The 25331-nt window shown below is 67.4% G+C and carries 25 protein-coding genes and 1 pseudogene; 8 read left to right on the forward strand and 18 right to left on the reverse strand.

Annotated elements, in window-relative coordinates; translation table 11 throughout:
• Positions 1 to 31: 31 nt before the first annotated feature.
• On the reverse strand, positions 32 to 586 hold the full coding sequence (locus tag WBN46_RS17135; protein ID WP_337732633.1) for a hypothetical protein: 555 nt from the start codon (positions 584 to 586) through the stop codon (positions 32 to 34).
• Positions 587 to 760: 174 nt separating this feature from the next.
• Between WBN46_RS17135 and WBN46_RS17140 the strand changes: the two genes are divergently transcribed.
• The 4 genes from WBN46_RS17140 (at position 761) to WBN46_RS17155 (ending at position 2959) form a co-directional block, all read left to right on the forward strand.
• On the forward strand, positions 761 to 1360 hold the full coding sequence (locus WBN46_RS17140) for a fasciclin domain-containing protein (protein ID WP_337732634.1): 600 nt from the start codon (positions 761 to 763) through the stop codon (positions 1358 to 1360).
• 125 nt (positions 1361 to 1485) lie between these two features.
• Positions 1486 to 2196 carry a DUF6445 family protein gene (locus WBN46_RS17145; protein WP_337732635.1) on the forward strand — a complete coding sequence of 237 codons (711 nt, stop codon included), beginning with the start codon at positions 1486 to 1488 and terminating at the stop codon, positions 2194 to 2196.
• 50 nt (positions 2197 to 2246) lie between these two features.
• Positions 2247 to 2495: a DUF3297 family protein gene (locus WBN46_RS17150; RefSeq protein WP_337732636.1), complete on the forward strand. Its 249-nt coding sequence runs from the start codon at positions 2247 to 2249 to the stop codon at positions 2493 to 2495.
• A gap of 89 nt (positions 2496 to 2584) precedes the next feature.
• Positions 2585 to 2959 (forward strand): YciI family protein, encoded by a 375-nt coding sequence (locus WBN46_RS17155; RefSeq protein ID WP_337732637.1) that lies wholly within the window; start codon positions 2585 to 2587, stop codon positions 2957 to 2959.
• Between the two features lie 7 nt (positions 2960 to 2966).
• Here WBN46_RS17155 and WBN46_RS17160 read toward each other — a convergent pair whose 3' ends face one another.
• From WBN46_RS17160 to WBN46_RS17210, 11 genes and pseudogenes are all read right to left on the reverse strand, one after another.
• Positions 2967 to 4619: a prolyl oligopeptidase family serine peptidase gene (locus WBN46_RS17160; protein ID WP_337732638.1), complete on the reverse strand. Its 1653-nt coding sequence runs from the start codon at positions 4617 to 4619 to the stop codon at positions 2967 to 2969.
• Positions 4620 to 4904: a hypothetical protein gene (locus WBN46_RS17165; RefSeq protein ID WP_337732639.1), complete on the reverse strand. Its 285-nt coding sequence runs from the start codon at positions 4902 to 4904 to the stop codon at positions 4620 to 4622.
• Positions 4905 to 5001: 97 nt separating this feature from the next.
• Positions 5002 to 6306, reverse strand: coding sequence for a DUF2235 domain-containing protein (locus WBN46_RS17170; RefSeq protein ID WP_337732640.1), 1305 nt, complete (start codon positions 6304 to 6306; stop codon positions 5002 to 5004).
• Positions 6307 to 6372: 66 nt separating this feature from the next.
• The gene (locus WBN46_RS17175) at positions 6373 to 6903 is read right to left on the reverse strand and encodes a hypothetical protein (RefSeq protein ID WP_337732641.1); all 531 of its coding nucleotides are present in this window, start codon (positions 6901 to 6903) and stop codon (positions 6373 to 6375) included.
• 209 nt (positions 6904 to 7112) lie between these two features.
• Complete coding sequence (locus WBN46_RS17180) at positions 7113 to 7520, reverse strand: VOC family protein (RefSeq protein WP_337732642.1); 408 nt, start codon at positions 7518 to 7520, stop codon at positions 7113 to 7115.
• A gap of 10 nt (positions 7521 to 7530) precedes the next feature.
• Positions 7531 to 7956, reverse strand: a complete 426-nt coding sequence (locus WBN46_RS17185; RefSeq protein WP_337732643.1) for a YciI family protein — start codon at positions 7954 to 7956, stop codon at positions 7531 to 7533.
• Between the two features lie 116 nt (positions 7957 to 8072).
• Positions 8073 to 10172, reverse strand: a complete 2100-nt coding sequence (locus WBN46_RS17190) for a gluconolaconase (RefSeq protein WP_337732644.1) — start codon at positions 10170 to 10172, stop codon at positions 8073 to 8075.
• Between the two features lie 74 nt (positions 10173 to 10246).
• Positions 10247 to 11980 (reverse strand): hypothetical protein, encoded by a 1734-nt coding sequence (locus WBN46_RS17195; RefSeq protein ID WP_337732645.1) that lies wholly within the window; start codon positions 11978 to 11980, stop codon positions 10247 to 10249.
• A gap of 258 nt (positions 11981 to 12238) precedes the next feature.
• Positions 12239 to 12979 carry a TonB family protein gene (locus WBN46_RS17200; RefSeq protein WP_337732646.1) on the reverse strand — a complete coding sequence of 247 codons (741 nt, stop codon included), beginning with the start codon at positions 12977 to 12979 and terminating at the stop codon, positions 12239 to 12241.
• A 50-nt stretch (positions 12980 to 13029) separates the two neighbouring features.
• Positions 13030 to 14010, reverse strand: coding sequence for an isoaspartyl peptidase/L-asparaginase (locus WBN46_RS17205; RefSeq protein WP_337732769.1), 981 nt, complete (start codon positions 14008 to 14010; stop codon positions 13030 to 13032).
• Between the two features lie 201 nt (positions 14011 to 14211).
• Positions 14212 to 15054: pseudogene (locus tag WBN46_RS17210) on the reverse strand (cyanophycinase); the annotation flags it as partial.
• Positions 15055 to 15101: 47 nt separating this feature from the next.
• On the opposite strand from WBN46_RS17210, the gene WBN46_RS17215 reads away from it, so the two are divergent.
• From WBN46_RS17215 to WBN46_RS17225, 3 genes are all read left to right on the forward strand, one after another.
• Positions 15102 to 15698, forward strand: a complete 597-nt coding sequence (locus WBN46_RS17215; RefSeq protein WP_337732647.1) for a sigma-70 family RNA polymerase sigma factor — start codon at positions 15102 to 15104, stop codon at positions 15696 to 15698.
• The gene (locus WBN46_RS17220; RefSeq protein ID WP_337732648.1) at positions 15676 to 16737 is read left to right on the forward strand and encodes a FecR domain-containing protein; all 1062 of its coding nucleotides are present in this window, start codon (positions 15676 to 15678) and stop codon (positions 16735 to 16737) included. Before WBN46_RS17215 ends, WBN46_RS17220 begins: the two co-directional genes overlap by 23 nt.
• A 132-nt stretch (positions 16738 to 16869) precedes the next feature.
• Positions 16870 to 19926, forward strand: coding sequence for a TonB-dependent receptor (locus WBN46_RS17225; RefSeq protein ID WP_337732770.1), 3057 nt, complete (start codon positions 16870 to 16872; stop codon positions 19924 to 19926).
• A gap of 345 nt (positions 19927 to 20271) precedes the next feature.
• Here WBN46_RS17225 and WBN46_RS17230 read toward each other — a convergent pair whose 3' ends face one another.
• Positions 20272 to 20868 (reverse strand): lysophospholipid acyltransferase family protein, encoded by a 597-nt coding sequence (locus WBN46_RS17230; protein ID WP_305079813.1) that lies wholly within the window; start codon positions 20866 to 20868, stop codon positions 20272 to 20274.
• A gap of 4 nt (positions 20869 to 20872) precedes the next feature.
• Positions 20873 to 21307, reverse strand: a complete 435-nt coding sequence (gene arfB / locus WBN46_RS17235; protein WP_337732649.1) for an alternative ribosome rescue aminoacyl-tRNA hydrolase ArfB — start codon at positions 21305 to 21307, stop codon at positions 20873 to 20875.
• A gap of 123 nt (positions 21308 to 21430) precedes the next feature.
• Here arfB and WBN46_RS17240 point away from each other — a divergent pair, with 123 nt between their 5' ends.
• The gene (locus tag WBN46_RS17240; RefSeq protein ID WP_337732650.1) at positions 21431 to 21988 is read left to right on the forward strand and encodes a DUF2059 domain-containing protein; all 558 of its coding nucleotides are present in this window, start codon (positions 21431 to 21433) and stop codon (positions 21986 to 21988) included.
• Positions 21989 to 22097: 109 nt separating this feature from the next.
• On the opposite strand, the gene ung is transcribed toward WBN46_RS17240, so the two are convergent.
• The 4 genes from ung to ftsE are packed head-to-tail and all read right to left on the reverse strand — an operon-like array spanning position 22098 to position 25304.
• On the reverse strand, positions 22098 to 22805 hold the full coding sequence (gene ung, locus WBN46_RS17245; protein ID WP_337732651.1) for a uracil-DNA glycosylase: 708 nt from the start codon (positions 22803 to 22805) through the stop codon (positions 22098 to 22100).
• A gap of 17 nt (positions 22806 to 22822) precedes the next feature.
• Positions 22823 to 23662: a response regulator gene (locus WBN46_RS17250; RefSeq protein ID WP_192202873.1), complete on the reverse strand. Its 840-nt coding sequence runs from the start codon at positions 23660 to 23662 to the stop codon at positions 22823 to 22825.
• 14 nt (positions 23663 to 23676) lie between these two features.
• Positions 23677 to 24621, reverse strand: a complete 945-nt coding sequence (gene ftsX / locus WBN46_RS17255; RefSeq protein ID WP_337732652.1) for a permease-like cell division protein FtsX — start codon at positions 24619 to 24621, stop codon at positions 23677 to 23679.
• A complete protein-coding gene (gene ftsE, locus WBN46_RS17260; RefSeq protein WP_192202871.1) occupies positions 24618 to 25304 on the reverse strand; it encodes a cell division ATP-binding protein FtsE in 687 nt (228 codons plus the stop codon). Before ftsE ends, ftsX begins: the two co-directional genes overlap by 4 nt.
• Positions 25305 to 25331: the final 27 nt, after the last annotated feature.

The following is a 25331-nucleotide window of genomic DNA, read 5'->3' on the forward strand; positions in this document are numbered from 1 at the left end:
GCGCGCCGTCGTGGCCATGGTCAACGATGGCTCAGAACGCGTCGCTACCCGGGCGGATCTCGACCCCCATCACTGCGGCCAGTTGCTGCATGCCTTCGTCGTCGCGGCGCAGTGCCATCCAGCCCGCGTACGCATCCCCGCCGGTATTCCAGTTCCACAAGGTGTAGCCGTGCTCGCGCAGGCGGTCATGGGCGGTGGCCATGAGCGCGGGCACGTCGGTATCGTCCAGGAAGTCCTCGTCGCTGGTGTCGCCGCCCCAGTCGATCTCGATGGCGTAACGCGCGGCGAGCTGGTTGACGCAGTCGATGAAGGACTCCGCATCCTTCCAGTCCACGTAGAAACCGGAGGTCCAGTCGATGGCGTCCTTCAGCGTCCACAACACCTGGTCGGGTTCGACGCCTTCGTCGCCACCCGCTTCGCGGTAGGCCGCGAACTGCCGCAATGCGGTTTCCTCGTCGCCGGGGTTGATCAGGACCAGCAGGTTCCACACCAGTGCTTCGGTGTCGTCCAGGTCCATGTCGTCCTCGTCATCGAAGGCATGGCGGAAGTTGTCGTCGGGGTCGAATTCGTGGTCGGGCGATGACATCGGCGTCGGATGAGGGAAGTTGGTGCACAGCATGCCGCGCCGGCCGCGTCCGGGGAAGCGGTGCCGCACCGTGCAGGACATTAAGAACGCGTGATGCATCCAGTCGGGTGAGCGCGTCGTAAGGAACTGCGTGTCCGCAATGCAGGACACCTCTTCCCACTCCTGGAGCACATCATGAAGTACACCTTCCTGTCCGTCGTCCTGACGGCCACTCTCGCCGCCACGGCCTGTTCGCCGAAGACCGCCGATGCCGAAGCAGGTGCCGCGCCGATGCCGGTACCCGAAGCCGCTGCAGACGTGACGGCCGATATGGCCGCGCCCGCTGCCGAACAGAACGATGTGGTGGATCTCGCCATCGGTTCGCCCGGCCACACCACGCTGGTCAGCGCGGTGCAGGCGGCGGGCCTGGTCGACACGCTGAAGGGCGCGGGTCCGTTCACGGTCTTCGCCCCCGTCAATGCCGCCTTCGACGCGCTGCCCGCAGGCACCGTCGACACCCTGCTGAAGCCCGAAAGCAAGGGCGACCTCACCACCGTGCTGACCTACCACGTGGTGGCCGGCAATGTGGATGCCGCCGCGCTGACGCAGCAGATCGAAGCGGGCGGCGGCACCGCCACGCTGAAGACCGTGCAGGGCGGCGAACTGAAGGCGCAGTTGGCCGACGGCGGCGTCACCCTCACCGATGCGAAGGGCAACACGGCCAAGGTCACGACCGCCGATCTGAAGGCCACCAACGGCGTGATCCACGTGGTCGACAAGGTGCTGATGCCGTAATTCCTTGACGGCAGCACCGCCGGGCGCGGCCGTGGTGGGCCGCCCCGGGTTTTTTGTCACCGGCACGGCCAGGGTCTATCGTGGCGGAGCCGGCCCGCACGCCGGCCTGCCGGGGAGGCCGCGCCATGTTCAACCCCCGTCCCGTGGTGCAGCGGTTGGCGATCGGCCACGGCCATGCCTGCGTGGTCATCGACGATGCATTGCTCGCACCGGACCGCCTGCCCGCCTACGCGGAAGCCTACCGCGAGGATTTCCAGCCGGCACCGGCATCCGTGTTTCCTGGTGCGCAGCTGCGCATGCCGGAGGAATTCATCCACCTGCTGCACGACGTGTTCCGCGAGCACGCGCGCCGCGCGCTCGGCGCACGCCGCGTGCTGTTCAGCGCGGGCCGGCTGTCATTGCTGACGTCGCCGCCGGCCACGCTTTCCCCCGCGCACTGGATCCCCCGGCGCGTGCGTACGTTCGAAGCGGACCAGTGCGCCGCCATGGCCGAACTGTTCCTCTTCCAGGACCCCGGGCTGGGTGGCCTGCAGTTCTTCCTGCCACGTATCTCGCCGCATCAGGTGGAGCAGATGGAGCACGATGCCGATGCGTTGCCACCGGAAGAATTCTCGCAGCGTTACGCCCTGCCGGCGGGCTATCCGGATGGCTCGAATGCGTGGTTCACCCATGTACTCACCGTGCCGGCGAAATGGAACCGGCTGGTCTTCCATGACGGCGCTGCGTTCCATGCCCCGGCCGTCCCCCATCCCGGGCAGCTGCGCGCCGACCCGCGATCCGGAAGGCTGACCCTGCAGGCCACGCTCATCTGCAGCCGCAACCGCGTGGCCTGGTAGCCGCCGCGCTTCGGTTATCCTTCCGCCTCCCATCCGCACGACGCATTCCCATGTCCGACACGCCTCCCGACCACCTGGCCTCCGACCCGCGCAGCCCGTTCTACAACGCCGAGGCGATGGATCGCGGCGTCGGCATCCGCTTCAACGGCGTGGAGCGCGACAACGTGGAGGAGTACTGCATCAGCGAAGGCTGGGTGCGCGTCCCCGTGGGCAAGTCGAAGGACCGCCGCGGCAACCCGATGACGATGAAGGTCAAGGGCACGGTGGAGGCATGGTTCCGTTCGCCCGCCAGCGAATGAACGTGGCGGCGCCGTCGCGCGCGGCTTGAACGTCGCCGGTCGGCGCACCGTGGCACAATCCCGGCCTGCATGGCACGCCGGGAGGGCGCATGAAGTTCCTGTTGATGGTCTACACGGATGACCAGTTGCTCGATGCGCTGCCCGCCGGCGCGTTCGACCAGATGATGCATGGCTGCATCACCCACGCCGACGAGTTGAAGGCGCAGGGCACGCTGGTGGAATCGCAACAGCTGGAACACGGGAGCACCGCGCGCACGGTGCGCGTGCGCGATGGCAAGACCAGCATCGTCGACGGCCCCTTCGCCGAGACGAAGGAGATCCTGGGTGGCTACAACCTCATCGAAGCCGACAGCATCGATGAAGCGGTGAAGATCGCGCAGGAATTCCCGTGGATCGGCACCGGCAGCATCGAGGTGCGGCCGGTGCGCGACTTCGACGCGGTACGTCGGCGCGTGGGCGCCTGACCCGCGCCTACTTCGCCTTCGCGCCGCCCAGGTGGCGCGAAAGGAAGTCCAGCAGCCTCGTGTAGTAGGTACGCTGGTTGGCTTCGGCGTAGAAGCCGTGGCCTTCGGTACGCACGTACAGGGTTTCCACCGGCACCCCTGCGGCCTTGAGCGCTTTCTCCATGCGCTCGCTGTGGGCCTGCGGCGCGATTTCGTCCTTGCCGCCCGCCGCCAGGAAGACCGGCACCCGGATGCGCGATGCCAGCGCGGTGGGTGAGACGTCCACCAGACGCGCACGGTCGTCACCCACCCAGTCGTCCATGTAGGTGCCCATCCAGCGCGCGCTGCGCGACTTCTGCTTGTGCATCAGCTCCAGGTCGTAGACGCCGACGTAGCCGGCGGCGCAGCGGTAGAGGTCCGGCTCCTTCGCCACACCCATCAGGGCCGCGTAACCGCCATAGCTGGCGCCGTACAGGCAGATGCGCTGCGGGTCGGCGATCTTCTGTTCGATCGCCCACCGCGTGGCATCGGTGACGTCGTCCTGCATGGCGCGCCCCCACTGCCGCGCGCCGGCCTGCTGGAACGCGCTGCCGTAGTTGCCGGAACCGCGATAGTTCAGTCGCAGCACCGCATAGCCCGCACGCGCCAGCATCTCCGCCTCGTCGTTGAACTCCCAGCCGTCGAAGACGCCGAACGGACCGCCATGCGGCATCACCACCAGCGGCAACGGCGCGGCGTGCTGCCCGCGCGGCCGGGTGAGGTAGCCATGCAGGGGGAGTCCGTCACGCGCCCGGAGTGTCACCAGTTCACTCGGCGCCACGTTCGCGGGGTCCAGCCAACTGCGCCGGCTGAAGACCAGGTTCGCCGAGTTGTTCGTCGTATCGAAAAGGAAGAAGTCGCCCGGACTGGTATCGCTCCATGCATGGACGATCTTCAGCCGGCCATCGCGCGTGCCCGACGTGATCTCGATCGACGCGCCGGGGAACGAGCGCTCCAGCTTGCGGTACAGGCGCGCGGTGGTGGATGCCTCGTCGAAGAACGCGGTGCGCAGCTTCTCGTGCATGAAGAAACTGCCGACCGGCGTGCGGCCATCGTCCGCATAGATGATGTCGTGCGGATCGACCACCGCGTCGCGCATCACCTGGGTGCGTCCACCGTTGGTGGTGTCCAGCGCCACGATGGCATCGGGCCCCTGCGCCTGTTGCACCTGCAGGTAAGCGGTGCGCCCGTCGGTCGAGAGACCGAGCGGCCACTCCACGTGCCCGCTCTTGCCTTCATCGTTCACCAGCGTCCACGGCGAATCATCGTCCGCCCGATGGTAGAGCTTGCTGATGTTGTCGTCGCCGGACCCGATCGCGAACCGCACCCGGCGGGCAGGGTCGACGACGAAGCGCGCGTTCCGCACGGGCGCGGTCGCCACCGTGTCGAGGTCGCCACTGAAGACATCGAGCATTTCCACCCGCGTGCTCGGGGACGAGGTGTCCAGCGCGTACATCCCCACCAGCACCTTGCGCGACTGATCCGGCAAGGTGTCGATCAGATAGGCGGCCCGCGGCTGCAGCTCCGTGCCCTCCAGCCCGTAGCGGGCAAAGATCTGGCGCCGCGCGCTGCCATCGGCGTTGGTCGCGTACAGCTCGCCGGTCGCATACGGCTGGTCGCGCGAGCCGTACTTCTTCGCCACCTAGACGACGACGCGCTCGTCGCTGACCCACCACACGCCATTGATCACACTGTCACGGCCGGCACTGACCTTGGAGGTGACCTGCTTGTCGCTGCGCCGGATGACGGCCAGGATGGTCTGGTCCTCCAGCGGCACCGTCATCGCGTAGTACTCGCCCGTCGGCGAGATCTTCAGGGTTTCCAGTACGTCCTTTTTCAGGAACGGCTCAAGCTCGACCTGCGCATGCGCCAAGGGCGCCAGCAGACACCCCAGCAGGATGCCCGCACTGCGTACTCCCCACTCCATGGACGCCTCCCGTGGCATCACGTGTCCCCGCGCGGATTAAAGCGCAGCGGCACGGTGAGGGACAAGCGCACGCGGTCACGGCATTGCGAAGCGGGCCTCAACGCGCCAGCGCCGGCTCCTGCGCCCGCTCGATGGCGGGCGCCTGCACGAGGGAGGCGGCCTCCAGCCGCTGCTGCCCGGCCTGCAGCCAGGCCTGCCCGGCCGCCCCTTGCAGTCCGTCGCGCGAGATGCGTTCGATCGCCGCGCCATCCCCGCGCTTCGCCGCGTCGAGCAACGGTCCGACCATGTCGCCTGCACGGGCAGGCACTGCGGTGTCCGAACGGGTCTGCGGCACCGGGCCGATCTCGACTGGTCGCCAGGCCAGTTCGCGCGCCAGCGCTTCGTTGCGTGGCTGCGCATCCAGGCAGTCGATCCTGCACAGGGCTCCAGGCGCGAGTTCCTCCTGCATGCCGCGCGCGCCCGCCTTGTCGTAGATCGAGGTGCGATAGAAGAACTGGTGCTCTTCGGAGCGATGGATGACGTTGCGCGCCGGATCGGTCGGCTCTTCGCGCTTCTCCAGATAGGGCGTGTCGCTGAGTGCGTTGAGGTAATCGATCATCAGGTTGCCGCTGCGGATGCCGATGCCGTCCTGGGAATAGCCGCCGCCGATGTCGCTGTGCGCACCTGCCACGGTGACGTTGAGGAAGCGCCCACCGTCGGTCACCCCGGGATCCATCACACGCGTGGACTGGAACAAATTGCGCCGCTCGTCGTCGGCCGTGATCTGGAAGCCCGACACCACGGACGGCGGCAGGCGGCGGTCGTGGTCGCGCGGCTCGCCCGTGCCAACCGGATCGAACAGGCCGACGGCCTGGATGACGGTGCCGGGTTCGCGCAGATTGGGACGCGTGGGCTCGAGCCTTTCGATGTGACCGTTACGGTCGCGCACGACGTCCATGCCCCTCGGATCCTGGATGCCCCGCTCCTCCACCAGGCGCGTGAAGCCCGCCGCCTGCTCGGCACCACGGCTGAATCCGATGGCGGCGATGCGGATGTCGGCACCGGGATTGTCCCGCAGCCAAGCCGAGGCCTGCTGGATGAACTGGAAGTACATTTCCTCCATGCGGGCTTCGTAAGTGCCGCCGGTTGCCTGGTCGATGACACCGCCCAGTCCGCCCTGCGTACCCGGGCCTTCGACGTATCCGAAGCCGATCGCCGGATCCTTTGCCTGCTCAAGCTGTTTCGCGATGCGGGCCACGTTGGTGTGGTTCTCCGGCGCATCCTTGTACATGCTGTTGCCGGTGCCGTCGAAGGCAGCGACGAACAGCCGATGGTCCGGCGCATCGCCGTCGCGGAGCAACGGCGCCGAGAAGCTCGCGAGTTGCCTGCTGGCGTCCGGGAACGTCGCCAGATCCGATGCCATCGCCGGTACCGTGCTTACACCATCAGGATGCCGTTCGCCGCCCATGCTCCACTCCCTGGAGGTGTGTCAGTAGGTTTTCGTCCAGGCCAGGATCAGATCGTCGCGGAAGCCGCTGTACTTGTTGCCCGGCACCTGCAATGTCTTCGTTGGCACGAAGGCGCGCATGTAGACATTGATGGTGCGATCGTTCACTTCAAGGATGATGTCCGGATCGCCCAGATCTCCATAGATCTCGTCGCGCGGCACGTTGTGCAGCACGACGCGGTCCTTGAAGATCTCACCGATATCGACTTCGGCTTCATGCGGCACGCCATCCTTAGAGCGCCATTGCACTTTCGCCGGCGCCGGAAAATTGCGCCTGGCGATGTGCCCCGCACTGAGAAGCTTCTCGTGACTTGCGCGATAGGACGAAATGGGAGGGCTTACCTCGTCGTCGTGGTCAACGCCATGGACGAAACCGCTGTATACGATCTTGCAGCCGATGGTGTCGAAACAGTGCGCGCCGAAGTTGTGCTGGAAGAACTTCAAGGGCCACTCCGACGCAGCCGTGTCGCCAGCCCTCGTTTCCCCCAAACCCGATTCCTGCGTCATCGCCATGCCCTGGCATCCTGCGGTTGAGACGATCATCGCCGATACCAGCGCCAGCGATCGCGCATGGCCCGAAGAACGTCCGTGGAGTGTCGGCCTCCTGCCCTGCATTCGTGCACCTCTCGCGTCATGCGTCGGCTCTTCTGTACTTCAGATGTGTCGCCTGCGCAAGCTTTCGCATTCAAATCAGCACGCCTCATCGGCTACATTCATGTACTTCAATCTCCGGGCATCTTGCCTTCGTCCATGTGCACGACTTCCCACAGGTGGCCATCGATGTCCTGGAAGCCGCGCTGGTACATGAAGCCGTAGTCCTTCGCCTCGATGGGTTCGCTGCCGCCGGCGGCCAGTGCCTTGCCCACCATGTCGTCGACGGCGGCACGACTGTCGGCGGACAGGCACAGGATCACCTCGGTGTGGGTGCGCGCATCGCAGATCGTCTTGCGCGTGAAGCCCTGGAAGAACGGCTCCACCAGCAACATCACATGGATGGTGTCGCTGATGACGAGGCAGGCAGCATCCTCGTTGGTGAACTGCGGATTGGTCGGATAACCGAGCGCATTGAAGAAGGCCCTGGATGCGGCCAGGTCGCGCACGGGAAGATTGACGAAGATCTGGGTGCTCATGGCGGTTGCCTCAACGGTGGGTGGATGCCTGGATCTGCGCGGCCAGGCGCGCTTCCTGCTCGCGCAGTTCCGGCGTCAGCGCGTCGCCGAAATCATCGGCCTCGAACACCGGGCGCACCTCGATCTCCGTGCCTCCGTCGAACGGTGCGCGCTTGATCCACTCGATCGCCTCGTCGAGGCTGCGCACCTGCCAGAGCCAGAAGCCGGCGACCAGCTCCTTCGTTTCACCGAAGGGCCCATCGATGACGCTGCGTTGCCTGCCCTCGAAGCGCACCCGCGCGCCTCGCGAGGACGGATGCAGTCCTTCACCCGCCAGCATGATGCCGGCCTTCACCAGCGCTTCGTTGAACCTGCCCATTTCGGCCAGCAGTTCGGTGTCGGGCATTTCACCGGCTTCGGACGCGGGGCTGGCCTTCACGATGACCATGACTTTCATTGAGGATCTCCTGTCACGCGGTCGGGACCTTCCGCCGCTTTCAGGGAGACGACGAACGGGCGTGGCGTGGATCGACACGATCCCGCGCGACCGACGGCGGCGGGTCGGGACGCGCCCTACTGGAGACGCAGCTTCAGGTCGCGGCGGCCCTGCGCCTCGTTGCCGCTGTAGTCGCGCGCGGTGATGCGCAGCAGGTAGTCGCCCGCCGGCAGTTCGCCCGCCTGCCACGTGCCTTCGCCCCAGGCGCCATCGCGCACGGTGTTGGTCACGCTGTACTTGAACCGTGTCACGGCGCTGCCATGCACGGTGATGCCGCTACCTGGTGCGTAGGCGACCTGCACCGCGTCATCGGACGGCAGGCGCTGGAAGTCCAGCGTCATGCGCGGCACCTCGAAGCCGGCGACGGGCGTGCCGTCGTCATGCAGCACCTGGTAGCCCAGCGCATACAGGCCGAGGCGGCGCCGCGGCAGGTTGCGGTCCACCTGGTCCCACGCGTCCACCACGATACGCACGCCCTGCAGCGCGCGCGGCACCAGCACGCGATCTTCCTGGCGCTGGTCGATGGGTTGGTCGAGCGTATCGAACAGCGCGACATCGTCGATGCGCGGCGGATAGGCATCGGTGAAACCGGTGAAACCGAGCGCGATGGCGTTGCGTTCGTAGCCCGATGGCCCGATCGACAGGTGCACGTGCGCCATGCGGTTGATCGTTCCCAGCGCATCGCCCGCCTCGAAGCGCGTGCCGCGGCGCACCCGGATGCGACTGGGATCGCCGCTGAGATCCCGCAGCAGTTGGAAGCGGACCGGATCCAGCAGGTCGCCGCGCGGTGTGCGGCCGACGCGCATATGGATGTAGTCCAGCGGGCCCACGCCGAGTCCTTCGCCCAGGCCATCGAAACCCCACGCCGCGGCCGGACTGCTGACCTTGCCGTCGGCGATGGCCAGCACGGTGGCGCCCATGTCGCCGCGGATGTCGAGTCCGCCGTGCAGATGGTGGCGGCTCTCGCCTTCGTAGTCGCCCCGGACTTCGCCCAGCGTACCCACCACCTCGTGCCAGGCGTCCTGCGGCTGCAAGGGCCAGCGGCCCGCGGTATCCGGCAATGGATCGTCCGTCGCAGGCCCCGCCGTCGCCGCCATCGGGACGGCGCCCGGTGCGAGTGGCGTGATGCGGTGCACGCGATGGCTTCCCGCATCGGTGAAGTGCACATCGCCGGAAGCATCGACGGCCAGGCCGGCGGTGCGCGACAGGCGCTGGTCCGGCACATGCCCCACCAACGCATGCCAGCGACCGTCGCGCATCACCTGCATGACGCGCCCGCTGTACATCTCGCCGACGTACAGCTGGCCATCGCGCGTCAACGCGAGGCTCAAGGGCCGGCGCGGGCCGGCCAGCGCCGGCAGGTCCTGCTGCATCGGCAACGTGCTGACGCCGCCCTGCGGCGCGATCCGGCGGATGGCATTGTTGCGGAGATCGGCGACCCAGGCCACGCCGGTCGCATCGACCGCGATGCCGGTCGGCGTGTCGAACCGCGCCTCCGTTCCCGAACCATCGAGGAATCCGGGATGTTCTCCGCCCGCCAGCGTGGTGACGTCGCCTTCGCGCGAGATCAGCCGGATGCGGTCGTTGTAGGTGTCGGCCACATAGATGCGCCCGCTGCCGTCCACTGCCACGCCGATGGGGCCATTGAACTGCGCCTGCCTCGCAGGCCCATCGCGGTACCCCGCCTCGCCCGTGCCCGCGACCGTGGTCACCTCGCCCTGCGGCGTGATCCTGCGGATGGCGTGGTTGCCGGTATCCGCCACATAGAGATTGCCGTCACCGTCGCGCGCCAACGCCGACGGTGTGTGGAAGGCGGCGGCCGGACCGGTGCCGTCGGCGAACCCCTCGCGCCCGCCTGCCAGCGTGGTGACCGTGCCGTCGGCCGCAATGCGGCGGATGCGGTTGTTGTCGCCCGCATCGGCGACATAACGGGTGCCGTCCTCCATCACCACGATGCCCCAGGGGTCATCGAAGCGGGCCTGCAACCCCACGCCTTCCCGCAGGCCGCGCACGCCATCGCCCGCCGTCAGCGACAGCTGTCCCGGCCAGCCGAACGGGGTGGCCGGCGGGCCGGCGTCAGGCACCGGAACCGGGAAACGCGGCGTGAACAGGAAGGTGGCGGCGAGGGCGGCGGTGGTAAGCACGACCACCACCCACAGCCAGGCAGTACGACTCATTGCATCAGGACGCCCGAGAAACGACGCCGCATGATGGGGATTCGACGCCCGCTTGGGAAGCGCGTCGCGCGGACCTACAGGCCCGTCGCCGTCACCTGGCAAGGCACGACGAACGTGACCCGTCCTCCGGAAGGGAGGGTGGGCACGACCACGCCACCGCTTACCAGGCCGGGTAGCGCTGCTGCGCCCGGACACGCAGCGCCACCGCTGGCACTGCAGGTGATGGAAGTACCGGCCACCGCGCAGCCGAGACCGCCGCCGGAAGCATCGCTCACCAGTGCACCGTCCGCGGCGTTGGGGCCTGCGTTCGATACCGTCAGCGTGAAATTGCGCACCTCGCCACTGAGGGAAGGGCCGGCCGTGGTCGATTTCACCACCGACAGATCGGCCACGCGCCCGGTGTTGGTGACCGTGCAGACGACGGCCTGGCCCGCATGCGCGCTGGTCAGTGTCAGCGTGCTGCCACTGAGGTTGCCACCGCTGCAACTCCAGGTGCTCGCAGTGTAGGTGCGCGCATTGCCCGCACCCAGCGTTTCCGCCAGGGTGATGACATTGCCCGGCACCACCTGCACGGCGGTTCCAGTGTCGATCTCCGATGCATTGTCGGCGGTGGATGAGAGCGTGGCGTTGTTGGCACCGCCGGTCGCCGACAGCACGGCCGTATCGTTGATCGCCGCGTTGACCCACTTCTTGGCCACGGCCAGCGTGGCCGTGGCGCTGTTGGTCAGCGTGCAGGTGATGGTCTGGTTGGCGCGGTAGTTCGCGGCGGGAACAGTGAGCTGCCGGGTGGCCGTATCGACGGTGGAGGCCACAGCGGCGCCGCTCTGGTCCGTACACGCACCGGTGGTGAGTACGTAGCCGGCGGGAACGCTGGATTCGGTCAGCGTGATCGCAGCCGCGTGATTGGTGACGGGATAGACCACCGATGCCACCGGCGAATTCTGCACCGTCGTGGTCAGGTTGAAGGCTTGCGACACCGCGTTGCTGGCGGTGATGCCGAAGGTGCCGGTGCCGCCCGCGGACTGCTTGCGCACGATCACGCTGGAACCTTCGAAGCTCCAGCGCAGTTCCAGCTGATCGCCTCCGGTGGGCCCCTGCAACCCCGCGTTGAAGGTCAGACTGGTGATGCCGGTGCCGTTGAAGCGGACCGAGCCGCAGGCCGTGCCACGAGCGACCGATGCCGTGTTGCCCGTCCGGCATTCCGCATCGGCTTCGCCCGAGAAGCCGTTACTGGTGTCGCGCACGATGGTGTTGCCGTTCACCAGGAACTGCGGATTGCCGCTGAGCCGCGTCAGCGAGACGGTCCCGCTCTGGGACACCGAGTTGGTCAAGGTCCAGCGCGAACTGTTGGGGTCCGAGCCGATGGCGCCGCCCAGACGATCGATGTGCAGCACCGGGTTGTCCACCGGTTTGCTGAAGGTGACCGTATAGTTCCGGCTGCCGACTTCGTGCAGCAACGTCAGTGAGGCACCGTTGGTGACCGTGCCGCCGTAGGGATTGGTCCAGCGACTGTCGTTGGTCGCGTTGAAGCTGCCGTTGGAGTACGCGCTGTCGGCTGCGCCAGTCCACGTCACGGTGATGCCGTTGACCGCGGTGGTGGCCGAGGCGGACCCGTTGGTTGTCCAGGTGCCGGTGATCAGCGCCAGCGCCGAACCCGCCGTCACGAGGCCCGCGAGCAGCAGGCCAGCCTGCCCGGCGCGACGCCGCCAGCGGCGGGCTTTCGGGGTGACCAGGGCGACAGTGGAAGACGACGGACGTGCAGAAAAAGCGCCGCTCGGGCGCAGGCCATCAATAGCGTGGTACGACATCGACGAACGGATCCCCTGACGCTTCTGTGAAAGAGGCGCTCCGCAGGTCCATCCGACACGGACCCTGTTACTTGCCCCCTGTGGCAAGCCGACCCAGGACGCCGTCCAGGCAAGGAGGGGTCGACCGCAAATGTGATCTGTATCCTAACTTACAGAGTTCACATTTGCGACATGAGTCACATTGCGGCCCTCACTCCAACGACGAGCAGAGGGCGGTCGTGGCCGCGACCGCCGACGGCGAGATCCCGCGCGGAGGCGTCAGCCGGCTTCCTTCAACTTGAACGGCGAATCCAGCACAACGGGCCGTTGAGGATCTTTGCTTTCACCCACGGCCGCCTGGCACTCGGCGGATTGCCTGGCGGCGTCGCGCTGCTCTTCTCTGAGCTGCTTGATGGATACATTGGGGAGCGAGAACGCGACGGGATATACCACTCGAGTAGCGATCGGCTTGCCGTCCACTTCCTCTGGCAAGTAGCGCATCGACGTCACCCAGTCACGCAACGCCTGCTCGAACGGCTTGAGTGAACCCGACACCGTTTCGACCGATGCGATCTTCGCCCGGCCATCCTCTCCGATCTGCGCCACCACCCTGAAGCTGCCCTCTTGGTTGTAGCGAGCGGCGCTGGGCGGAAAACGGGGAGGCGACAGCAACGGTGCGCCACTGGCATAACCGGGGCCATGGTGCCGGTAGTTCATCGCCACGCTCATGCCGTCGCCCGGAAGCGGGGCCAGGCAAGCATCCAGGAACACATGCGTGACGCCCGCCATCGCCACACCGTTGACCCGCGCCGGCTCGAACCGCCACTGCATGACCTGCTGCTCGACCACGCTGCGTATGGCGGGCGGCAGCTTCTCGTTCACCTGCACCTGCCGCGGTACGCCATGTGCGTCCAGCTCGACGCGCGCATTGGCATGGAACCGAACAGGCTCTGCTTCTTTACTCGCCGCCGTGGCCCCCATGGCGACGGCCAGAAGTCCCGCTCCCAACATCATGCGCATGGCTCCCCTCCCTGATCGACCAATCCGAGCATACCGCCATCCATCCGCCCTCAGCGCGCAGGCAGCGGGTCTTCCTTGTAGATCGCCACATGCGGCACGCCATCGGCACCGATCCAGCCGCGGTACATGCCTTCGGTATTGAAGGGGAAGGCCATGCTGCCGTCCGCGCCGAGGGCGATGGCGCCGCCGTCGCCGCCGGCCTTCGGGATGTCGCGGTTGATCACGCCGTCCGCCGCGCGTGCGATGCCCTGTCCGGCCAGGCGCACGCGCGCGCAGATCTCGTGGGCGGCGGCGGCGCGGATGTAGTACTCGCCCCAGCCGGTGCCGGAGACCGCGCAACGGTCGTCGGCCCAGGTGCCCGCACCGATGATGGGCGAATCGCCCACGCGGCCGTAGCGCTTGTTGGTCATGCCGCCGGTCGAGGTGCCTGCGGCCAGCTGCCCCTTCGCATCGAGCGCCAGTGCGCCGACCGTGCCGAAGTAAGCCTTGCCCGGCAGGTCCAGCGGCGCGTTGGCCGCCTGCGCCTGCGCTTCTTCCTTGAGCGCCTTCTGCAACTGCTGCCAGCGCTTTTCGGTGCGGAAGTACGACGGGTCGACGAGCGGGATGCCCTGCTCCTTCGCGAAGGCTTCCGCGCCGCCGCCGACCATCATCACGTGGCGCGACTTGTCCATCACTGCGCGTGCCAGCGTGATCGGATTCTTGACCCGGTGCACCCCGGCCACCGCGCCCGCCTTGCCGGTGGCACCGTCCATGATCGAGGAATCCAGTTCGTTCTTGCCATCGTGGGTGAATACCGCACCACGGCCCGCGTTGAACTGCGGTGCATCCTCCAGCACGGTGATCGCGGCGGTCACCGCGTCCAGCGCCGGCTTGCCTGCGGTGAGTTGTGCATGGCCCGCGCGCAGCGCCGCTTCCAGTGCCTTGCGTGCGGCATCCTCGTCGGCCGGCGTCATGCCCGCGCGTTCGACACCGGCACCGCCATGGATCACCAGCACCGGCGACTCCAGCGCGACCAGCACGCCGTTGCGCACGGCGTACTGGCGTTCGGCGGCGGGCTTCTCGACGCGCCCACTCGGCAGGTGCAGCACGGAGTCGACGCCGGCGATGACGGTGTCGACACGATCGAGGTTCATCGCCTCGTCTTCGACCTGCTTCTGCGCGAAGCCGCCCTTCACCACCGTGGCACCCGCACCGGGCGCGGTGGCGTATACGCGCGCACGGCCATCGCCTTCCACGGCGACCGCGGCGTCCTCATCCACGCCCAGGCCGATGAGCGGACGCTGCGCCATCGCTTCGGCCTTGGCGACGAACGCGACCAGACGGCCGAGGCGGTTGCGTTCACTGAAGTGCGTGTCGGTGATGACGCCCTTCAGCAACGCCAGATGCAGGAAATCCGTTTCGATGGTGTTGTCCGGGCCGAGCGGGTCGGCCAGCGCGCGCGGACTGATCTGGCTGCCGCCGTCCATCGCGCCATAGAGGTATTCGCCCTGCATGGCGAGTCCGGCGCTGGTGCCGCCCAGCGGCTTGCCGGCGCGCACGTGCGCGTCCAGCGCATCGCCCACCGGGGTGCCACGCCAGTAGCGCACGTAGCGCGACTGGTCGCCGCCCGCCAGGAAGATGCCGTCGGCGCGCTTCAGGCTGCGCAGCATGGCGGGATCCGTCGCCGCGTCCCGATCGCTGAAGACGAACGTTTCCACCGACGCGATGCCGCCCACTTCGTTGAAGAATTCCTCACCGATCTCGCCGGCCTGCGATGCGCGCAGCACCACGATGTGCCCGTTGCCCGCCTTCTGCATGAACCAGCGCATCGCATCGAAGTTGCGGTCGCCACCGCCCATCAGCAGCAGGCCCGGCTGCACCTTCCCCGGGGTCTTCGCACCGGTGTCGCCCAGTACGTAATGCGCCGGCTTGCCCGCCAGCGCAGGCAACGACAATGCCAGCGCGAGCATGCACACCACGCCACGCCGCACTGCACCAAGGACAGACACCATGCCGCTACTCCCACGTCGAAGGTGGCGGCAGGATGCCACGCACCGATGCCAAGGAGAGACGAACCGGCGCGCACTTCCCCCCATCCGGATGGACCGCGCTTACGGCGTGCGTGATCGGCTAGAGTGCGGCCATGCCCACCGAATTAGACGACTGGTTCGTTCGCGAGGTGCTCGTCCACGAACGGGCACTGGTGCTGTTCCTGCAACGCGCATGGCCACATCGCGACGAATGGCATGACCTGCGGCAGGAGGCCTACGCGCGCGTCTACGAAGCGGCGGCCCGCGCACGGCCGGACGCGCCGAAGGCCTTCCTGTTCGCCACCGCCCGCCACCTGATGACCGACCGCCTGCGCCGCAGCCGGGTGGTGTCGATCGAGTCGGTGGGTGATTTCGAGTCCTCGAACGTCTACCTGATCGACGAGGTGTCGCCCGAGCGGTGGACCGGGACCCGACAGGCGCTCAAGCGCATGGTCGAGGCCCTGGACCGGCTTCCCGACCGTTGCCGCGAGGTGGTGTGGCTGCGGCGGGTGGAGGAACTGCCGCAGAAGGACGTCGCCCGGCAATTGGGCATCAGCGAGAAGACCGTGGAAAAACATCTGGCCAAAGGGATGCGCCTGCTCGCCGACCACCTGTACGGCGGCGATGCCGTGCGTGGGCCGGTCGCGCGGACGGCTGCCCGGCCCGTCATGGACGAGGACGAGGGACATGACCGACAGCAGTCGGATTGAAGAGGCCGCAGCCGACTGGCTGGTCCGTCGCGATGGCGATGACTGGAGCGCGCAGGACCAGCGTGCGCTGGACGCATGGCTGGCCGCATCGGCGCAGCACAAGGTGGCATGGCTGAGGCTGGAATCGGCGTGGCGCGAAGCCGGTCGCCTGCAGGCGCTGGCGGCGGGTCTTCCCGCGGGCTCGCCACCGCCGCGCATCGGGTCCGGTGCGCGCGTGCCGGAAGGATCACCCGACCGGGTTCCCGACCTGCGGGACGTCGCCTTCGCGCCACGCTACCGGGACGACCGGGCGCGGCGTGGCGGATGGCGGCACGGCATGGCGGCGACGCTGGCCGTCCTGGCGCTGGGCTCCGCCGCCTGGGGTGGCTGGCAGATGACCGGTCGCGAGCAGGGCACCTATGCCAGTACCGTCGGCCAGATACAGACCGTGACGCTGCCCGACGGCTCCACCGCCACCCTGAGCAGCGACAGCCGGCTGGAACTGCGCATCAGCCGCAGCGAACGGCACGTCTCCCTGGTGCAGGGCGAAGCCTTCTTCGACGTGGCCCGTGATACACGGCGCCCGTTCGTGGTGGAAACGGAGGGCCGCCGCGTGGCGGCGGTGGGCACGCGCTTCTCCGTGCGACGCGATACCGAGGCCGTGCGCGTGGTGGTAACGGAAGGCAAGGTGCGGCTGGAAAGCCGGGCCGGCCGCGATGGCCGCGCGCAGCCGGTGGCCCTGCTGCCGGCCGGCAGCGTGGCGACCGCCGGCCGCAACGGCGTGCTGGTGCGCTCGCTGCCGGTGGCCGATGCGGAGCGCTACCTGGAATGGCGCGAGGGCTTCCTGACCTTCGACGACACTTCGCTGGCGGAGGCTGCCGCCGAGTTCAACCGCTTCAACACCCGCAAGCTGGAACTGGCCGACGCCACCGTCGCCGAGCTGCGCGTGGGCGGCAACTTCCGCTGGTCCAACGCCGACGGCTTCGCGCATCTCCTGGAACAGGGATTCCCGGTGCGCGCCGAACGGCATCCGGACCGCATCGTGCTGCACACACGCTAGGGCCGCGCACGCCACGACGAAGGTCATGGGGGGATTTGCGCGGCTCGTTCGTCCTGATAGCGAGAGGTGCCATTCCGAGCACCACGGGGAGAGTCGTCGATGCAGTACCCAGTGCGAGTCCTGCTGTTGAGCATGGCCTGTAGCGCGGCACTCGCCGCGCAGGCCCAGGCGGCCCCGGGCCGCATCGACCTGCCTGCGGGCGAACTGACGGCAGCGCTCAACACGCTGGCCAAGCAGTCCGGCACGCAGCTGGTCTATCGCGCCGATCAGCTGAAGGGCCGGCGCACCACCGGGGTGCAGGGCGCCACGTCGACCGACCAGGCGCTGGATCGCCTGCTGCAGGGCAGTGGTTTCCAGGCCAAGCGCGACGCTTCCGGCGCCGTGTTGATCGTGCAGGCCGACGCCACTCCGCGCCGCGCACCGCCCCCGCGTCCCGCACCGCAGGAAACACCTCCCGGTGGAGGCGCCGCGCAGGTCGAAGAGCCCGTGACCCAGCTGGAAACCCTGCAGGTCACCGGCTCGCGCATAAAGCGGGCGGAGATCGAAGGCCCTGCACCGATCACCGTGGTGACCGCCGAACAGATCCAAGCTGCGGGCCTGACCTCGGTCGCCGATGTCCTGCGCTCGCTGAGCCAGAACAGCGGCAGCGTCTACGGCCAGCAGAACACCACCAATGCTCAGTCCACGCCGGGTGCCCAAGCGGTGGATCTGCGCGGCCTCGGCCCCAACCACACGCTGGTGCTGATCAACGGCCGGCGCGTCGCCGACTTCCCGTTGCCGCTGAACGGGCGCAGCAACTTCACCGACATCGGCAACATCCCGTTGGGCATGATCGAGCGCATGGAGGTGCTGACCGGCAGCGCGTCCGCCGTCTACGGCTCGGACGCGATGGCGGGCGTGATCAACTTCATCCTCAAGAAGTCCACCGACGGCACCATCATCGACTACCGCTATGGCGATACCGAGCGCGGCGGCGGCGAATCGCACAAACTGACGCTGACCACCGGCTTCGAGCGTGGCGATTTCAGCGGCATCGTCGGCGTGGAACTGCTCGACAAGCGACCGTTGTGGGGCTTCGAGCGCCGCAACCAGGACTCCACTTTCGATGCGCCGACGGAGGAACGTCGTCTCCCCCGCATGACCGCCCAGCTCTACGATTGGGACAACGACCTCAATGTCGCGCCCACCGACGGCTGCGCCGGCATGGCCGGCCTGAACGAAGGCACCACCGTGCTGGCGGAGGACCCCGACTACGGCACGTACTGCGGCAGCGATCGCGCCATCGCCTACCGCACCATCCAGAACGAGCGCCGCGGCATCACCGCCTACGGCGCGTTCGAGTACCGGATCAACGACAACCTGTCCTGGTTCGCCGACGTGCAGGCCGGCCACCAGACCGTCAAGCTGCTGACCGGCACCAACGGCAACCTCGCGGCCAGCGACCACATGGGCTGGGAATTCCACGATCCCGCTTCGACCAACAACTACCGCAACAAGGTCTTCTACAACGCCGCCACGGAGCGGTACGAGATCTGGTCCCGGCAGTTCACGCCGGAAGAGATCGGCGGCCTGCGCAACCGCATGAACACCACCACGCAGAAGACGCTGGCGGTGACCACGGGTTTCACTGGCGGCTTCGGCGAGGCATGGAACTGGGAAGCGGCCTACAACCACTCTGAGTACAAGGCCGACGTGGAGATGCCACGCATCCGCGCGGCGGCGGCCAACGAACTTTTCCTCGGCCCGCTGCTGGGCTACGACGACGACGGCTACGCCATCTACAACGCCGATCCTTCGCGCCTGTTCCGGCCGCTGACGACGGCCGAGTTCGATTCGATCGGCGCCATGTCCACCTGGCATCCCGTGGCGAAGAACGACAACGTCAGCTTCACCACGGACAACTCCAGCCTGTTCTCGATGCCGGCCGGCGATGCTGGTTTCGCGGCGGCGATCGAGTACGGCCGCCAGTCCTACCGCATCAACCCCGATCCGCTGGCGTTGACCGAAGACGCCTACTACGGCCCGCGCTACGGCGACGGCAGCGGCGACCGCAACCGCTGGAGCGCTGCGGCCGAGCTGCGCCTGCCGGTGGCGTCCACGCTGGAAGCCAGCCTGGCGGGACGATACGACCGCTACAGCTACGGCAACAAGAACCCGGGCAAGTTCACCTACAGCGCGGGCCTGGAATGGCGCCCGGTCGACACCCTGCTGGTGCGCGGCTCCTACGGCACAGGCTTCCGGGCGCCGGACATGCACTACCTGTTCGCCGGCGACGACTACTACCGCACCCGCTACGCGACCGACTATTACATGTGCCGGTCCGACGAACCCGGCTACAGCAACGACGAGTGCTACGACGACGGCAGTTGGGATGGCTCCACGTTCGACGTCTACACCGGCAATATGGACCTGGATGTCGAAACCAGCCGCTCGGCCTCGGTCGGTTTCGTCTGGTCGCCGAGCGCCAACTTCGACCTGGCGGTGGACTACTACCGCATCCGCGTGATGAACCAGGTCCAGACGCAGGACCGCGAGCTGCTGCGCAGCACCGAGGCCGACTGCCGCCTCGGTGTCACCGACAGCGGGCAAAGCGTCGATATCAACTCGCCGACCTGCGTGGACGCACTGGCCCGCGTGATCCGCGATGCCGACGGCTACATCACCAGCGTGCATTTCAGTCCGATCAACATCGCCAACGAGGAAACCTCGGGCATCGACCTGACCGCCAACTACCGGCTGCAGACGGCCAGTGCCGGCGACTTCCGCTTCACCGGCAGCTACACCTGGGCCGACGAGCACACGCGCCAGCAGTACCCAGGCGACCCGGAAGAGGACATGCTCGACGTCAGCTTCAGCGCCACCACCCTGCCGCGCCACAAGGGCAACCTGGGCATGAGCTGGGACCGCAATGCGTGGGGTGCCAGCTTGTTCGGCAATTACCTTGGCAAGGTGGCCAACTACGGCAACGACGCGTGGACCGGCGCAACCTGGCGCTTCAATGCCGGCGGCCGCTACGACGTCACCGACCATCTGCGGGTATCGCTGACCGTCAACAACCTGCTGGACAAGATGCCGCCGCGCGACGCGACGTGGTCCAACTATCCGTACTACGACACGTCCTGGTTCGATTCCATGGGCCGCAGCTACTACCTGCAGATCACCTGGAAGCTGGGCGGCGAGCCGCTGTAAGGCATTGCGCCACGGACAGGAACAAGGCCCGCCGAAAGGCGGGCTTTTGTTTATCTGATGGAACGCCATCGCGACCCGGCGCGCCCGTGGTGACGGGTTCCGTCATCCCAGCGAACGCTGGGATCCATTGCGCCGTTGCCACCTGGTCAACCCGAGGTGTTCCCGCAGCGGCTTCACTGCCCTTGCACGCGTTACCCGGGGCCAACCCGTGCAAGAGCAGAATCAAGATGGGTCCCAGCCTTCGCTGGGACGACGGGGCGTGGTCACTTCGTTATCCCGTCGAACGCGGGGATCCATTGGCATCAACGCGTGTGGATCGGATGGCCGCTTGCCCGGCCTGCAGCCTCACACCGTCCCGCGATTCTTCCCCTGCCACGGCCGGTACCAATCGCGGATCGCGGCCATGTCGATGTCCATGTTGCCGGTGGGGTAGTACACGTCGCCGATGCCGATGGTCTTTTCCGGATAGTGGAAGTACGCCATCAGGATCGGCACCTGCGCCTGGTGGGCGATCTTCAGGAAGCCCCCCTTCCACTTGTCCACGCGCTTGCGCGTCCCTTCCGGCGTCAGTGCGAACCACATCTTCTCGGACTGCCGCAGCATGCGCACGGCCTGCTCCACCGTGCCCTGCGGCGAGCTGCGGTCCACCGGCACCACGCCCAGCTTCCGGAGCAGCGGCGACAGCGGCCACCAGAACAGCTGCGCCTTGCCCAGCACGCGCACCTGGAAGCCCATCGCGATCTTCGCGGCCATGCCCCAGATGCCGTCCCAGTTGGACGAATGCGGCGCCACGATCATCACCAGCTTCGGGATGTCCGGCAGCGTGCCGGTCATCTTCCAGCCGAACGTGCGCAGGAACGTGCGACCCAGCCAGCGGGTGAACCGGTTCGGCGGCACCTGCGGCATGTTGGGCGGGATGCGCGGAATGATGTCGTCGCTCAAACAATTACTCCCATTGGTTCTTCTGCGAGCGGCCGCGCTTGATCTGGCTGCGCTCGCGCTTGGCATCCAGCCGACGCGCCTTGGCGGCGCGCGAGGGCCGGGTGGCCACGCGTTTCTTCGGCACCACCAGCGCGGCGGCAATGATGGCGGCCAGCCGTTCGCGTGCGTCCTGGCGGTTGCGGTCCTGCGTGCGGAAACGCTGCGCATCGATCACCAGCACGCCCTCGTCGGTCAGGCGACGGTCGCGCTTGGCCAGCAGGCGCTCGCGCAACGCGTCGGGCAGCGACGGCGAGCCGGCCACGTCGAAACGCAGTTCCACGGCAGTGGATACCTTGTTGACATTCTGGCCGCCGGCGCCACTGGCGCGCACGAAGCGCTCGACCAGTTCGTCGTCCGGAATCGCCAGTGTGGGCGTGATCTCGAGTGCATTGCTCCCCATGTGGGGATTGTAGTCAGGATGCGTGTCCGTTCGCAGCGCGGGGGGGTGGATTTGCCGACGATTAACACCAGATTTACTCCCGGGCAGGCACCCTGTGGCCCCGCTCCACGCCGTCCCTACCGCATGATTCGACCCTCGCTGAACGCGGCGCACCCGTTCCTTCGCGCGCTGCTGGTCCTCGCGCTGGCCCTGGCCGGTCCAGCCTTCGCCGCCGAGCCTTCCGATACCGACATCGACCGCCTGCTGAAGGCGTCCCGTGCCGAGAGTCTGCTGGCCGGGATGATTCCGCAGATGGAAGCGGTGCAGCAGCAGGAGTTCGACAAGCACTTCGCCGGCAAGGAGATGACCGAGGAACAGAAGGCCGAGGTCGCCCGGATCCAGGCAAAGACCCGGGAGATCGTGCGCAAGGCGCTGTCGTGGGAAGAGATGCGCCCTGTATATCTGGACGTCTACAAGAAGACCTACACGCGCGAGGACGTGCGCGCGATCACCAAGTTCTACGAAAGCGCCGCCGGCCAGCGCATGCTCGAGAAGAGCCCCGCGCTGATGCAGAACATCATGACCGCCGTGCAGCAGAAGATGGTGCCGATGCTGGAAGAGTTGCAGGGCGAGATCAAGAACATCCCGGTCACGCCGCCGCCTCCGGTCTCACCACCGCAGAAGCGCCGCCGTACGCGCTGACGCCTGGAAACAGGCGTGTGCGGCGTGGGAGCGACGTCAGTCGCGATGAAGCGTTACGAGTAAATCATCGCGACTGACGTCGCTCCCACATCCCAGCGCACAGCTTGCTTCAGGGCACCAACTGGTCGCGCGGCGGCAACCGCCAGTCGATCGGCGCGTGTCCGCGCTGCGCCAGGTACTGGTTGGTCGCGGAAAAATGCCCGCAGCCCAGGAACCCGCGATGCGCCGACAACGGCGAGGGATGTGGCGCGCGCAGCACGCGATGGCGACGCGTGTCGATGACCTTGCCCTTGGCCTGTGCGTAGCTGCCCCACAGCAGGAACACCAGGCCTTCGCGCTCGCGTGCCAGCGTCTCGATGGCATGGTCGGTAAACCCTTCCCAGCCCTTGCCCTGGTGCGCACCCGCACGACCGTCCTCGACCGTCAGCACGGCATTGAGCAGCAGCACGCCCTGGCGTGCCCACGGCAGCAGGCAGCCGTGATCCGGCGGCGGAATGCCGAGGTCGGCATTGATTTCCTTGTAGATGTTCACCAGCGACGGCGGCACCGGTACCCCCGGCAGCACCGAGAAGCACAAGCCATGCGCCTGGCCGGGTCCGTGGTACGGATCCTGGCCGAGGATCACCACCTTCACTGCATCGAACGGCGTGGCGTCGAACGCGGCGAAGATCTGCGGCCCGGGCGGATAGATGCGCGCACCCACGGCCTTGCGCTGGCGCAGGAAGGCCGACAGCTCGCGCATGTCCGGCCGCTGCAGCCAGTCGCCGATGTGCGCCTTCCACGAAGGCTCCAGCTTGATGCGGTCGTCGTCGGTCATGCGGTGTCGCGCGCGCCTCAGACCAGGCTGCGGGATTCGTCCATGCGCGCGAGGCGCAGCTGGAACAGCACCTTGGTCACCAGCAGGCGTTCGGCGATGGGCTTCAGCACCAGGTCGTTGGCGCCGGCCTGCAGCAGTTCGGCCTGGTTGTCGCGGTTGCTGTCGCCGGTCATCACCAGGATCGGCAACCGCCGCTTGCCGTAGGCGAAGTCCACGCGGATGCGCTGCACGATGTCGCGACCGCTCAACTCGCCCTTCAGGATGACGTCGGTCAGCACCAGGTCGAACTTGTGCGTGGACAGGCCCAATGATTCCGCCGTGAGCAGGGCGAACGCGTCCTCGGCCTTCAGCACGTGCACCACGTTGAGCGACTGGCGCTCCAGCATGCGCCGCGTGGTCTCGGCGACGACGCGGCTGTCTTCGATGTACAGGATCGTGGCACCCACGATCGGTTCCGGCTGCACGTAACCCCGGATGAAGGTCGCCAGTGCTTCGTGGCCGAGCGACTTGTCGAAGTAATCGGTGACGAACTCGGTGAAGCGACGCTCTTCAAGATGTTGCTGGGCATCGCCGGAGACCACGATCACCGGCACGTACGCCTGTCCCGCCGCCTCGCGCACGCTGCGCGCGATCTCCAGTCCGTCGCCATCGGGCAGAGCCAGCGCCGTGGTGACGAGGTGCACTTCACCGCCCGCCAGTGCATTGCGCGCTTCGGCGACGCTCGAGCAGCCGATCACCTGCACCCCCGGCAACTCGCGCTGCAGCACGTCGGCAATCAGCTTGCGGACCAGCTTGGACCCGTCCACCACCATCACGCGGGGCGCGTCGCTGATCAGGTGCCGGAGCTCTTGGGCCATGAAGGGGAGGAATCTCAGGTTTCAGTCGGTCGAGTCTGACGCAAGAAGTGGCCCGTCACCAGCCATGCCCCCACCCAGCCGATGACCGTAGCCGCCGCCACGACGGCCGTCGCGCCAAGCGGGTCCAGCCCGACCAGCGAGAACGGGCTGCCGTAGCTGCGCACCAGCGCAGCCAGCGGCGCCTGCAGGGCCCATGCCGCCAACGTCAGCAGGCCCAGCGCCAACGCGCCTGCGGCCAGGCCGTACCAGGCGCCCAGGTAGACGAACGGACGTCGAATGAAGCCATCACTGGCGCCCAGCAACTGCAGTACGCCGATTTCCTCGCGCCGCGACTGGATGTCCAGGCGCACCGTGTTGCCCACCACCAGCAAAGCACCCAGTCCGAACAGCGCAGCGAGCACCCAGACCAGTCGCTTGCCGAAGCCCATCCATCCGGCCAGGCGCTCGCGCCATGCCGCGTCGTGCTGCAGCAGATCGGTTTCCGGCAAGGCTTCGAGCGCAGCGACAAGCCGCGCCTCGTCGCCTTCGGGCACGACCACCAACAGGCTGGGCAGCGGATTGCCATCGAGCAGGTCCAGCGACGCGCTCAACCCGCTGCGCTCGCGGAATTCGGCCAGGCCCTCTTCGGGCGTGCGTACCGCCACGCTGGCGACATCGGTGCGTGCCCGCAATTCCTCGGCCAACGCCTCCGCACGCGCAACCGGTGTCTCCGGCGCGAGGAAGAGATCGATCTCGCGCGACTGCTGCACATCGCCCGCGAAGTGACCCACGTTCTGCAGGGCCAGCCACAGACCCAACGGCAGCACGAATGCCACCGCCATCACACCGATGGTCAGCAGCGTGGCCCATGGGCGCCGCACCGCACGGCCGAGGCTCGAAACGAAGCTGTAGAGATGCTGGTCCAGCCAGATGCCGGCGCCGGAGCGCCGCCGCACGCGGGTGTTCTCGAGATCGCTCATTCGGCCAGGTCCGCAGGCGAAATGTCGTCGACCAGCTTGCCGTGGTCCAGGATCAGCACGCGCTTCTTCATCCGCTTGAGCAGCGACAGGTCATGGCTGACCACCAGCACGCTGGTGCCACGTTCCGGCATGGATGCGAACAGCGACATGATTTCGGCCGCCAGCGTGGGGTCCAGGTTGCCGGTCGGTTCGTCGGCCACCAGCAGGCGCGGCTCGGCGACGATGGCGCGCGCGATGCCCACGCGCTGCTGCTCGCCGGCGGACAGCTGGGTGGGGAGCGCCTTCTCGCGATGGCCCAGGCCCAGCCGTGCCAGCACTTCGCGCACGCGCTTGCCGATGTCGCCCCGTCGGTCGCCGCGCAGGATCAGCGGCAGCGAGACGTTCTCCATCACCGTGCGGTCGGTCAGCAACCGGTGGTCCTGGTAGACCACGCCCACATCACGGCGATGCAGCGGAATACGCCCGCCACGGACCTTCAGCAGGTTCCTGCCACCGAACACCACGGCACCGCGGCTGGGCCGCTCGCTCAGGTGGATCAGCTTCAGCAGGGTGCTCTTGCCGGCGCCGGAATGGCCGGTGACGAACAGCATCTCGCCCTCGGCCACCTCGAAGCTGACGTCCTCCAGTGCCGCATGGCCACCGGGGTACTGCTTGCTGACGTTTTCGAATCGAAGGACGCTCATGTCCGTCGATTATGCCGGACCGATCAA

It is taken from the genome of Pseudoxanthomonas sp. CCNWLW251, assembly GCF_037402255.1.
In the GTDB taxonomy this organism is placed as follows: domain Bacteria; phylum Pseudomonadota; class Gammaproteobacteria; order Xanthomonadales; family Xanthomonadaceae; genus Pseudoxanthomonas_A.